The 12,728-nt window shown below is 48.1% G+C and carries 10 protein-coding genes and 1 other annotated feature; of the genes, 9 read left to right on the top strand and 1 reads right to left on the bottom strand.

Features of this window, described 5'->3' with window-relative positions; translation table 11 throughout:
• Positions 1-145 precede the first annotated feature (145 nt).
• The 8 genes from hemA (at position 146) to ysxE (ending at position 9,427) form a co-directional block, all read left to right on the top strand.
• On the top strand, positions 146-1,513 hold the full coding sequence (gene hemA, locus OTK50_RS08585; RefSeq protein ID WP_003152628.1) for a glutamyl-tRNA reductase: 1,368 nt from the start codon (positions 146-148) through the stop codon (positions 1,511-1,513).
• A gap of 7 nt (positions 1,514-1,520) precedes the next feature.
• Entirely contained in the window at positions 1,521-2,351 is an 831-nt protein-coding gene (locus OTK50_RS08580) for a cytochrome c biogenesis protein (RefSeq protein ID WP_007408154.1), read from the top strand.
• A gap of 34 nt (positions 2,352-2,385) precedes the next feature.
• Entirely contained in the window at positions 2,386-3,327 is a 942-nt protein-coding gene (gene hemC, locus OTK50_RS08575) for a hydroxymethylbilane synthase (protein ID WP_007408155.1), read from the top strand.
• The gene (locus OTK50_RS08570) at positions 3,317-4,096 is read left to right on the top strand and encodes a uroporphyrinogen-III synthase (protein ID WP_224223716.1); all 780 of its coding nucleotides are present in this window, start codon (positions 3,317-3,319) and stop codon (positions 4,094-4,096) included. Before hemC ends, OTK50_RS08570 begins: the two co-directional genes overlap by 11 nt.
• Before the next feature lie 5 nt (positions 4,097-4,101).
• Positions 4,102-5,076 (top strand): porphobilinogen synthase, encoded by a 975-nt coding sequence (gene hemB, locus OTK50_RS08565; RefSeq protein ID WP_029326045.1) that lies wholly within the window; start codon positions 4,102-4,104, stop codon positions 5,074-5,076.
• Positions 5,077-5,104: 28 nt separating this feature from the next.
• On the top strand, positions 5,105-6,394 hold the full coding sequence (hemL, locus tag OTK50_RS08560) for a glutamate-1-semialdehyde 2,1-aminomutase (protein WP_032873800.1): 1,290 nt from the start codon (positions 5,105-5,107) through the stop codon (positions 6,392-6,394).
• Positions 6,395-6,526: 132 nt separating this feature from the next.
• Positions 6,527-8,371 (top strand): LysM peptidoglycan-binding domain-containing protein, encoded by a 1,845-nt coding sequence (locus OTK50_RS08555; RefSeq protein WP_224223715.1) that lies wholly within the window; start codon positions 6,527-6,529, stop codon positions 8,369-8,371.
• A 33-nt stretch (positions 8,372-8,404) separates the two neighbouring features.
• A complete protein-coding gene (gene ysxE, locus OTK50_RS08550; RefSeq protein ID WP_012118110.1) occupies positions 8,405-9,427 on the top strand; it encodes a spore coat protein YsxE in 1,023 nt (340 codons plus the stop codon).
• A 14-nt stretch (positions 9,428-9,441) separates the two neighbouring features.
• On the opposite strand, the gene OTK50_RS08545 is transcribed toward ysxE, so the two are convergent.
• Positions 9,442-9,633, bottom strand: coding sequence for a hypothetical protein (locus tag OTK50_RS08545; protein ID WP_003152639.1), 192 nt, complete (start codon positions 9,631-9,633; stop codon positions 9,442-9,444).
• A 172-nt stretch (positions 9,634-9,805) separates the two neighbouring features.
• Positions 9,806-10,027, top strand: a binding site (T-box leader).
• Positions 10,028-10,085: 58 nt separating this feature from the next.
• Between OTK50_RS08545 and OTK50_RS08540 the strand changes: the two genes are divergently transcribed.
• Positions 10,086-12,728: a valine--tRNA ligase gene (locus OTK50_RS08540; RefSeq protein WP_020956152.1), complete on the top strand. Its 2,643-nt coding sequence runs from the start codon at positions 10,086-10,088 to the stop codon at positions 12,726-12,728.

Raw genomic sequence — 12,728 nt, 5'->3', positions numbered from 1 at the left:
AACGAGCTTTTTATACTATAGCACAACATTTTTGAAATCTGTTCACATTTTTTTCGAAGAAACTATGTTATAATCATTCTAAATAATAAATTCTATGTTAGAATGATTATAAATAAATTGCGATGTACGGGGGTGCATGAAAGCGATGCATATTCTTGTTGTGGGAGTAGATTATAAATCCGCCCCTATTGAAATACGCGAAAAAATAAGTTTTCAGCCGGATGAGCTTGCAGAAGCGATGCTCCGTTTAAAAGAAGAAAAAAGCGTTCTTGAAAACATTATCGTGTCAACCTGCAACCGCACCGAAATATATGCGGTGGTCGACCAGCTTCATACCGGCCGTTATTATATAAAGACATTTTTATCCGAATGGTTCTCGCTGCCGAAAGAAGAGCTGTCTCCGTTTCTGAAATTTTATGAGAGCGACGCGGCGATCGAGCATTTATTCCGTGTGGCGTGCGGCTTGGATTCCATGGTCATCGGAGAAACGCAAATACTCGGCCAGGTCCGCTCGAGCTTTAAAACGGCGCAGGCAGAAAAGACGATCGGCACCATTTTCAATGAGCTGTTTAAACAGGCGGTGACCGTCGGCAAACGCACGCATGCCGAAACCGATATCGGCGCCAATGCCGTTTCCGTCAGTTACGCCGCCGTTGAACTCGCGAAAAAAATCTTCGGCTCATTGTCAAATAAGCACATTTTGATTCTCGGTGCGGGAAAAATGGGCGAGCTCGCCGCAGAAAACCTGCACGGTCAGGGCATCGGCAAAGTAACGGTCATCAACAGAACGTTTTTGAAGGCAAAAGCGCTTGCTGACCGTTTCTCCGGAGAAGCGCGCAGCTTAAACCAGCTTGAACATGCACTTGCTGAAGCTGATATTTTAATCAGTTCGACAGGCGCAAGTGATTTCGTCGTGTCTAAAGAAATGATGGAGAGAGCGGGCAGACAGCGGAAAGGCCGTCCGTTATTTATGGTGGATATCGCTGTGCCGAGAGATCTCGATCCGGCGCTGAACGATCTTGAAGGTGTTTTTTTGTATGATATTGATGACCTTGAAGGAATCGTTGAAGCCAACTTACAAGAACGCCGTGAAACCGCTGAAAAAGTCGAGCTGTTTATTGAAGCGGCAATTGTTGAGTTTAAGCAGTGGCTTAATACGCTCGGCGTTGTGCCGGTCATTTCGGCGCTGCGTGAAAAGGCGCTGTCCATCCAGTCCGATACGATGCAGAGCATTGAGCGTAAGCTGCCTCATCTGACGGTAAGAGAGAAAAAACTTCTCAGCAAACATACGAAAAGCATCATTAACCAAATGCTGCGCGACCCGATTCTGAAAGCGAAAGAGCTTGCGGCTGAAGCGGATTCAGATGAAAAGCTGAAGCTGTTTATGCAGATTTTCGATATTGAGGAAGAGGCCGGCCGCCAGCTGGACAAAAGCCTGGATAACCGCCAGACGGTTCATTCGTTTCAAAAGGCAGAAGCAAAAACGGGCTTACGTCCGCTTGTAAGTGAGTGAGGGCTGTATGATTGATACAGCAATGGCAAGACTTAATGAAGCGACAATTGTTATTTATGCAGTAAGCGTCCTTTTTTACTTTATAGATTTTCTTCAACACAACCGGAAGGCTGGGAAAATGGCCTTCTGGTTGCTTTCTATTGTCTGGACTCTGCAAACCGTCTATCTTTCTTATTTCATGTGGCAGACGGGCAGATTTCCGGTCTTGAATATTACAGAGGCCCTTTACTTTTATGCGTGGGTGCTTGTCACGCTCTCACTTGTGGTCACGCAGATTCTGCGGGTTGATTTTATCGTGTTTTTCACGAATGTCATCGGTTTCTCGATGATTGCGATCCATACGTTTTCACCGACGGATCAGCATTCGGCCGCTTTTTCCGGCCAGCTGGTCTCAGAGCTTTTGGTCATTCATATTACAATGGCGATTCTGTCTTACGGCGCTTTTTCCCTTTCTTTTGTTTTTTCGCTTCTTTATCAGTTTCAATATTCTTTATTAAAGAAGAAAAAGTGGGGAAAATGGCTGTTGAGAATTGAAGATTTGTCAAAACTTGATTATATGGCTTACGTTTTAAATGTCATCGGGGTTCCGATGCTGCTGTTGAGCCTGATATTAGGCGTGATCTGGGCGTATGTGTCGCTGGAAACGCTGTACTGGTTTGATTCAAAAGTGCTCGGTTCGTTTATTGTGCTGCTTTTATACAGCTACTATTTATATATCAGAATGATTAAGGAACTGCAGGGAAAAGTGGCGGCGTTATGGAATTCAGCATGTTTTCTCGTGCTGATGATTAATTACTTCCTGCTCGGAAGCCTGTCGCAATTCCATTGGTTCAGTTAACGCACGCGCCCAAACAGATTCGGGAGGAAAGAAAATGAGAACGATTAAGGTAGGTTCCAGACGGAGCAAACTGGCTATGACCCAGACAAAATGGGTGATTAACAAATTGAAGGAATTGAACCCTTCCTATAACTTTGAAATCCGGGAGATTGTCACAAAAGGCGACCGCATCCTCGATGTTACGCTGTCAAAAGTGGGCGGCAAAGGTTTGTTTGTCAAAGAGATTGAACAGGCGCTGCTGCATCAGGAGATTGATATGGCGGTTCACAGCATGAAAGACATGCCCGCCGTTTTGCCTGAGGGTCTTGTCATAGGCTGCATACCGAAACGTGAGGATCCGCGTGATGCGCTGATTTCAAAAGGGCATCAAAAGCTGGACGACATAAAAGAAGGGGGCATCATCGGCACCAGCAGTTTAAGAAGAAGCGCCCAGATTCTTGCTGAACGCCCTGATCTTACAATTAAGTGGATCAGAGGCAATATCGATACGAGACTTCAAAAGCTTGAAACGGAAGATTACGATGCTATTATTTTAGCGGCTGCGGGGCTTTCGAGAATGGGCTGGAAAGATGATGTCGTATCTGAATTTCTCGAACCGGACCGCTGTCTGCCTGCGGTCGGCCAAGGCGCTCTTGCCATTGAATGCAGAGAGTCGGATGAGGAGCTTTTGAAGCTGTTTGCGCAATTTACCGATGAGTATACGCAGCGCACGGTGGCAGCCGAACGGGCTTTCTTACACGCGATGGAAGGCGGCTGCCAAGTGCCGATAGCCGGGTATGCGTCCGTCAATGACCGGGATGAGGTTGAATTGGTCGGTCTTGTCGCGTCTCCGGACGGAAAGACGATTTATAAAGAAACAGCGGCGGGACATGATCCGGAAGAAATCGGAAAACGCTGTGCGGCGATGATGTCTGAAAAAGGAGCCAAAGCATTAATCGACAGTGTAAAACAGGAGCTCGATCAGGATGGCAAATGACCTTCCTTTACAAGGAAAGACCGTGCTTGTCACCCGGAACAAAAGACAGGCCGCACCGTTCCGAAAAAAAGTGGAGGCGCTTGGCGGAACGGCTGTTTCCGCTTCGCTGATCGCTTTTCAGGAAGCGCTCCCGGATGAATGTGCGGACAGTCTCCGGGAAGACCTTTCTGAGCCGGGATGGCTTGTGTTTACAAGCGTAAACGGTGTCCGGTTCTTTTTTTCCTATCTTGATCGGCACGGTCTTGCGCTTTCGGGACGGAAAAAAATCGCAGCCGTCGGTGAAAAGACTGCGCGCGCCCTGAAAGAGCGGGGAGCCCGGACGGATGCGATGCCTGACGAGTATGTGGCGGAATGTCTGGCTGATACTTTAAAACGGCACGCATCAGCTGCCGAACCCATTTCAGTGATAAAGGGCAATTTATCACGCGATGTCATAAAAGCGGAGCTTGAGCCGCTTGGCTATCAAATAAGGGAATGGGTGTTATACAATACCATTCAGGATGAAAAAGGCATGGACGAGCTGAGACGGGCTGCATCCCGCTCTCATTTTGATTTTATTACGTTTACCAGCTCATCGGCGGTCCATACGTTTATGCACGCGGTCGGAGACGGAGAACAAGCGTGGAAAAACAGCGGTGCGAGCTATATCAGCATCGGCCCTTTGACAGAGAAAGCGCTCTTGGAATACGGGATCTCATCCCATGTGCCTGACACTTATACGATTGAAGGCATGCTGGACGTCATGTGCAGCATGTCGGGAAAGGATTGATAATGATGAATCAAACATTTAACAGACACCGCCGTTTGCGCGCGAACGCTGCGATGAGAGATTTAGTAAAAGAAACACGTCTTCACCCCTCAGATTTTATTTACCCGTTATTTGTCGTTGAAGGGCTCGAAGGAAAAAAAGAAGTTCCTTCTATGCCGGGGGTTTATCATGTATCACTCGATTTGTTAAAGGATGAAATGGCTGAGCTGATATCGCTCGGCATTAAGTCGGTCATCGTTTTCGGCGTGCCGGAAGAAAAAGACGCCTGCGGAACCCAGGCTTTTCATGATCACGGCATTGTGCAGAAAGGGATTGCTGAAATTAAAAAGCATTATCCTGAAATGATCGTAATCGCTGATACATGCCTCTGTGAATACACGGATCACGGCCATTGCGGCGTCGTGAGAGACGGAGAAATCTTAAATGACGAGTCGCTTGAGCTGCTGGCGCAGACAGCCGTCAGCCAGGCCAAAGCCGGCGCTGACATCATCGCTCCTTCAAATATGATGGACGGTTTTGTCACAGTGATCAGGGAAGCGCTCGACAAAGAAGGATTCACGAATATTCCGATCATGTCTTATGCCGTGAAATATTCAAGTGAATTTTACGGTCCGTTCCGCGACGCGGCTGACAGCACGCCGCAGTTCGGAGACCGAAAAACATATCAGATGGATCCGGCCAACCGCTTGGAAGCGCTCCGTGAGGCTGAATCAGACGCGGCAGAAGGCGCTGACTTTTTAATTGTCAAACCGTCTATGTCATACTTAGATATTATGCGTGATGTGAAAAACCGCCATCACCTGCCGCTGGTCGCATATAATGTGAGCGGGGAGTATTCCATGGTGAAAGCGGCAGCCCAAAACGGCTGGATTAAAGAAAAAGAAATGGTGCTGGAAATTCTAACGAGCATGAAACGTGCAGGAGCCGATCTGATTATGACGTATCATGCAAAAGACGCAGCAAAATGGCTTGCTGAGTAACGATTTCATTTGACGGGAGCTGAGACAGATGAGAAGCTATGAAAAATCAAAAGCCGCTTTTAAAGAAGCGCAGAAACTGATGCCGGGCGGAGTGAACAGCCCGGTGCGCGCGTTTAAATCAGTTGATATGGACCCGATCTTTATGCAGCGCGGAAAAGGATCGAAAATTTTTGATATTGACGGCAATGAATATATCGACTACGTCCTGAGCTGGGGGCCGCTCATTTTGGGCCACACGAACGACCGGGTCGTTGAAAGCCTGAAAAAAGTAGCCGAGAACGGGACAAGTTTCGGGGCATCTACTGAAGTGGAAAACGAACTGGCCAAATTGGTCATTGACCGTGTGCCGTCTGTTGAAATCGTGCGGATGGTCAGCTCCGGCACAGAGGCGACAATGAGCGCCCTGCGTCTGGCAAGAGGATATACCGGTCGCAACAAAATTTTGAAATTCGAAGGCTGTTACCACGGCCATGGTGATTCGCTGCTGATCAAAGCGGGATCCGGAGTGGCGACACTCGGCCTGCCGGACAGCCCGGGCGTGCCGGAAGGAATAGCAATGAATACGATTACCGTTCCATACAACGACTTGGAAAGCGTTGCACTCGCATTCCGGGAGTACGGTGAAGATATTGCCGGGGTCATTGTTGAACCGGTAGCAGGCAATATGGGCGTTGTTCCGCCGCAGGAAGGCTTTTTACAAGGACTTCGCGACATTACGGAACAGTATGGCGCGCTGCTCATTTTTGACGAGGTCATGACCGGTTTTCGCGTGGATTATAACTGTGCGCAAGGGTATTTCGGCGTGACGCCTGACTTAACGTGTCTCGGTAAAGTCATCGGCGGCGGTCTTCCTGTCGGTGCGTATGGCGGAAAAGCTGACATTATGGAACGAATCGCGCCGAGCGGTCCGATCTACCAGGCGGGAACATTGTCAGGAAATCCGCTTGCCATGACAGCGGGACTTGAGACGTTACAGCAGCTCACACCTGAATCTTACCAAGAATTTGTGAAAAAAGGCGATATGCTTGAAGAAGGCATTTCAAAAGCAGCTGAAGCACATGGCATTCCGCACACGTTTAACCGGGCGGGTTCAATGATCGGCTTCTTTTTCACAAATGAGCCTGTCATTAACTATGAAGCAGCCAAATCTTCTGATTTAAAGCTGTTCGCCAAATATTATAAAGGGATGGCTGACGCAGGCGTATTTCTGCCGCCGTCTCAATTTGAAGGATTGTTTCTCTCCACTGCGCATACAATGGAGGATATTGAAAATACCATTCAAGCCGCTGAGAAAGTGTTCCAGGCGATCAGCCGCTGATACAGAAAAGCCGATGCAAGCAAGACTTGTATCGGCTTTTTTCAATGCCTCCATTATCATATTTCCCCGGATTGCGGCATACACCTTTAGTGACATCTAATTGTATGGATTAGATGAAAGGAGGATATGAACTTGCCGCATAATCACCGATTGCAATTTTCTGTTGAAGAATCAATCTGTTTCCAAAAAGGACAGGAAGTTTCTGAATTACTTTCGATTTCATTAGACCCTGACATCAGGGTGCAGGAAGTAAATGATTATGTCTCAATTAAAGGATCATTAGAACTTACTGGCGAGTACAACATAGATCACAGCAGTCATTTTGAAGAGCTTGATAGGGAACTGAGGCATGTAGAGGAAGTGAGGGCGAGGGAGGATGGCACGGCCGAGCTCATTCATTGTTTCCCGGTGGACATCACGATTCCGAAAAATAAAGTGAGCCACCTCAATGATGTTTTCGTATTTATCGATGCCTTTGATTATCAGCTGACGGATTCAAGGATCTTAACCATTCAAGCTGATTTGGCAATTGAAGGGCTGCTTGAGGAATCCGAGCCAAAAGAGCCGGAGATCCCTTTGTACGTGGCGCCTGAATTTGCCAGAGAAGAAATGATCAATCTTGCCGGACATCATTCTGAGGACGAAAACGAACCAGAACTAATGATACGCCATGAGCCTGAAATACCTTTGACTGTATCAGAAGAAGCAGCACAAGAAACCGAGAAGAACGAGGAAGAAATCCCGCCTTTAATCAGGCTGGAGGAAGAAGAGCAGGAAGCAGCCCCGATTCTGAGGGAACGGGAAGAAGAAGAGCAGGAAGCAGCCCTGATTTTGAGGGAGCGGGAAGAAGAAGAGCAGGAGACTGCCCCGATTCTGAGGGAACGGGAAGAAGAAGAGCAAGAAACTGCCCCGATTTTGAGGGAGCAGGAAGAAGAAGAGCAGGAAGCTGCTCCGATTCTGAGGGAACGGGAAGAAGAAGAGCAGGAAGCAGCCCCGATTCTGAGAGAGCAGGAAGAAGAAGAAGAGGAGACTGCCCCGATTCTGAGGGAGCGGGAAGAAGAAGAGCAGGAAACTGCCCCGATTCTGAGGGAACGGGAAGAAGAAGAGCAAGAAACTGCCCCGATTCTGAGGGAGCAGGAAGAGGTGCCGAAACCTGTTTCCTTTACTGAGCCTCCTCCTCCTGTTTCCTTCCAACACGAAGAAAAGCCGGAAGAAGCTGAGGAGCCTGCAATCATGTCGGCTGTGAGGAATGAACCTGCATTTGAGGATGATTCAGCAGAAGTGCAGGAAGAGCCAAAAGATGATAACGAGCCGGTTTTCCCTGCGTTCACTCTGACTCCGCATGCAGAAAAACCAAAAATTGCGGAACAGCCCTTCCTTCATAAAGAAGAGCAGCCAGAGGCCGAGCCGCTTCTCCGTCAGAGCGATCATGAGGCGTCAGAAGACGAAGATGAGCCTGCGGTTTTTCAAGAAGAGCAGGCGCCCGTTTATCGCGAGTTCGTTCCGGAACAGCAGGAAGAGGAGTTTTACAGCGCTCCTAAGCTGCTTGAAGAAGAGGCTCAGGATGAAGAAGGGTTTGAAATTGAGGTAAGGAAGATGGCGCCGCCGGAGGAGGAAACCGGGAAGCCTCTCGATTTGTCTTTTCAGTTTTCCAAACTGCCGCCTGAGGAGCCGGCGCAAGCTGAACAGCCTGAGCCGCTTAAGCCTGAAAGAAATAATGAAGAAGCGGCACCGGGAACCGAGCAGAAGGAAAATGACAACTCTCATTACTTGACAAAATTATTTACAAGGGAAGAAGAAAAGTTTTCAAGAATGAAAATTTGTATCGTACAGCAGCAAGATACTATCGACCGGGTGTGTGAACGATATGACATAACATCCCAGCAGCTCATCAGAACGAATGCTTTATCGTTTGATGACGAGCTTGAAGAAGGTCAGCTTCTGTATATACCTGAATATAATAACAGCCATGCGTAAGCACAAAGAGGCCGTAAAAATGTGGTGAATGGAATGGAAGCAGTCCAATCAGTGCTTCAGGAATACGGGCTGGCGGCTGAGTATATTGAGCCTGTCAGCCCGCATGTTTGGAAGGTCTACTCAAACTACGGCATTTTTGCTTTGAAACAGCTCAAGCCGGCCCGCAGCAGTGAATTTACGGATCTTATGATTGAGATTGAGGAGAAAGGCTACCGATCATTTGTGCCGATCTGCCGCACGTATGCCGGCGATTTTTTTGCGGGAAGACAGACGGAGAATTCTTATTATTTAATGCCTTGGCTTCAGTACGATCAGGAAGAGGAACGGGATCAAAAACATGTTTACCTTTTTAAAGAGGTCGCGAAGCTCCATTCTGCGACTGTGCGGGACATCCAAATCCGGACTGAAGATATCAGCGGCTTTTATGAAGCAACGAAAAGAGATTGGGAAAATGATAAGCTTGTCTATGAACAATTCGCCGACCGGGCGGAAAAAGAGTGGTATCTTTCACCTTTTGAACTGCAGGCTGTTACGTATCTTACAGAAACGGTTTCCGCCGTCAATTTTGCTCTGGAACGTCTGGAAGAATGGTTTGACGCGGCAAAGGATCATGACAAGACGAGAGCGGTGATCAACCACGGCAGCTTATCGAGCCGCCACTTTCTGTATAATGATGCGGGATCGGGCTTTTTCACGAATTTCGAGAAAGCTGCGCTGGGCCCTCCGCAAAATGACCTGCTCGGCTTTTACTCCAGAATGTTCAGAAGCTATCCGAAAGCATGCCCGGAGTGTCTGGACTGGTTTTATACGTATCACAAATCATTCCCGCTCCGTGAAGCGGAAATCAGCCTGTTTCTCAGCTATATGGCTTATCCGTCCGCCATGTACAAAGTGCTGAAACGGTATCAGACCGGCCAAAGGGGCTCTGAAAAAGAAGAGTGCACGCAATTATTAAGAGCGTTTTGGCAGATGAAAAATGTTGAGCCTTTTCTCATGAAGGTTCATCAGATTGAGCGGGAGAAAAAAATAAAAGCGGAAAACGAGTCCTCTTCATAACGGGACTCGTTTTTTTATATCCATTCCAAATGCAGGGCGCACGCTAAAAACAGCAGGATGGCAAGCAGCAGGACATCAAAAGTCGTCGGAAAGAAAATCGTCCTGATCCCCTGAAAGATCGTAATCGGGATAATGACTTGCACGGATACAAGGCGGACCTGTCTGGCCCACTGGGGGAGCGAATAAGAATTGAATTTTTTTCTCACGGGCAATTCCTCCTCACATTCGCCTTTCTATGTATCGTATGTAAGGGAAAGGGCGGGGTGCATGCCCATTTATGTATGACGGCAGCGGTTTTTGGAAAAGATGATTGACGAATCAAAAACACTTTTACTATAATAAAGAACATAATAAATAAGATCATGAGCTGATATAAATACACCTGCTTTGAACGGGAAGAGTACAAGAAAGACGCATGAAGAGAGAGAAGCTACTGTGCTGAAAGGCTTCTTATGCCGTCTCATTGGAAGGTCGCCCGGGAGCATAATTTCTTGAACATACAGTAGAGAAATTCGGGCCGCACCCGTTATCCGTTTAAGTGCATGAACAAATCTGTTCATGAAAAAAGGTGGTACCGCGAAAGAGCTTTTCGTCCTTTATCAGGATGAAGGCTCTTTTTTAGTTGCTCAGCCATTTCTAAACATGCTGGAGGGTTATCATGGATACAAACGAACAAACAATGCCGACAAAATATGATCCGTCTGCGATTGAAAAAGGCCGCTATGATTTTTGGCTGAAAGGAAAATATTTTGAAGCGGGCGGCGATCAAACGAAACAGCCGTATTCTGTCGTCATTCCGCCGCCGAACGTGACGGGCAGGCTGCACCTAGGACATGCGTGGGATACGACGCTGCAAGATATCGTTACGCGTATGAAACGCATGCAGGGCTATGACGTGCTCTGGCTTCCGGGCATGGACCACGCCGGCATCGCCACTCAGGCAAAAGTCGAAGCGAAACTCCGCGAACAGGGCACAAGCCGTTATGACCTCGGCCGTGAAAAGTTTTTAGAAGAAACGTGGAAGTGGAAAGAAGAGTATGCTGATTTCATCCGCAGCCAATGGGCCAAGATGGGACTCGGACTCGATTATTCGCGCGAACGTTTTACTCTTGATGAAGGGCTGAACAAAGCCGTGCGGGAAGTATTCGTCAAGCTGTACAAAAAAGGCTTGATTTACAGAGGCGAATATATCATCAACTGGGACCCTGCCACAAAAACGGCTTTATCCGATATTGAAGTGATTTACAAAGACGTACAGGGCGCGTTTTATCATTTGCGCTATCCGTTAGCAGACGGTTCAGGCTCAATTGAAATCGCGACCACCCGTCCGGAAACGATGCTTGGCGACACGGCTGTCGCGGTTCATCCTGAAGATGAGCGCTACAAGCACTTAATCGGCAAAACGGTGATTCTGCCGATTACAAACCGCGAAATTCCGATCGTCGGCGATGATTATGTTGATATGGAATTCGGATCAGGCGCCGTTAAAATCACGCCTGCCCATGACCCGAATGACTTTGAACTCGGAAACCGCCACAATTTAGAGCGGATTCTCGTCATGAATGAAGACGGAACAATGAATGAAAAAGCGCTGCAATATAACGGCATGGATCGGTTTGAATGCCGCAAAAAACTCGTCAAAGATCTTCAGGAATCCGGTGTTCTCTTTAAAATCGAAGACCATATGCATTCTGTCGGACATAGTGAGAGAAGCGGCGCCGTTGTTGAGCCGTACCTGTCCACGCAATGGTTTGTCAAAATGCAGCCGCTGGCCGATGCTGCGGTTGACCTTCAGTCAAAAGAAGAGAAAGTTCACTTCGTTCCTGACCGTTTCGAGAAAACGTACCTGCACTGGATGGAAAATATCCGTGATTGGTGTATTTCCCGTCAGCTGTGGTGGGGCCACCGCATCCCGGCTTGGTATCATAAAGAAACAAAAGAAGTGTACGTCGGCCTTGAGGCGCCTGAGGACAGCGAAAATTGGGAACAGGATTCAGACGTGCTTGATACATGGTTCAGCTCCGCGCTTTGGCCGTTTTCTACAATGGGCTGGCCTGATGAAAACGCTGAAGACTTTAAGCGGTATTACTCAACCGATGTTCTTGTGACGGGATATGACATCATTTTCTTCTGGGTATCCCGGATGATTTTCCAAGGTCTTGAGTTTACCGGTGAGCGTCCGTTCAAAGACGTGCTGATTCACGGCTTAATCCGTGACGAGCAGGGCAGAAAAATGAGTAAATCCCTTGGGAACGGCGTGGACCCGATGGATGTCATCGACAAGTACGGAGCGGATTCACTGCGCTATTTCCTGGCAACCGGAAGTTCACCGGGACAGGATCTCCGTTTCAGCTATGAAAAAGTGGAATCCACATGGAACTTCGCAAATAAAATTTGGAACGCCTCCCGTTTTGCATTAATGAACATGGACGGCATGACGTATGACGAGCTTGATCTGTCCGGTGAAAAATCAGTTGCTGATAAGTGGATCCTCACAAGACTGAATGAAACGATAGAAGACGTAACACAGCTTGCGGATCGTTATGAATTCGGCGAAGTCGGACGCCACCTGTACAACTTTATCTGGGACGATGTGTGCGACTGGTATATCGAAATGGCGAAGCTTCCGCTGTACGGGGAAGATGAAGCGGCGAAGAAAACAACCCGTTCTGTTCTGGCATACGTGCTTGACCAGACGATGCGTCTTCTTCACCCGTTTATGCCATTCTTAACGGAAGAAATCTGGCAGCACCTTCCTCATGAAGGCGAGTCAATCACGATCAGCTCTTGGCCGGTTCCGGTGCCGGAGCATACGGATAAAGAGGCAGCGGCGGATATGAAACTGCTCGTTGAATTAATCCGTTCTGTCCGCAATATCCGGAGCGAAGTCAACACGCCGATGAGCAAGCAGGTTGAGCTTTACATTAAAACAGCTACCGAAGACATTGCCGGCCGCCTGGAAAAGAACCGTTCTTACGTTGAACGCTTTACGAATCCGAGCACGCTGAAAATCGGGACGGATATCACTGCGGCAGACAAAGCGATGACAGCGGTCGTCACCGGAGCGGAAGTCATTCTGCCGCTTGAAGGGCTGATTAACATTGATGAGGAGATCGCCCGTCTGCAAAAAGAATTCGACAAGCTGACAAAAGAGGTCGAACGCGTTCAGAAAAAACTCGGCAACGAAGGGTTCATTAAAAAAGCTCCTGAACATGTCATTGAAGAAGAACGCGGAAAAGAGAAAGACTACACGGCAAAACGCGAAGCTGTCCGGCAGCGGATTGCAGAGCTGAAAGGCTGA

Source organism: Bacillus sp. NEAU-CP5 (assembly GCF_026420705.1).
GTDB lineage: Bacteria > Bacillota > Bacilli > Bacillales > Bacillaceae > Bacillus > Bacillus velezensis.
The sequence above is the reverse complement of the archived record's forward strand: the minus strand, read 5'-3'. Positions and strand labels throughout refer to the sequence as shown.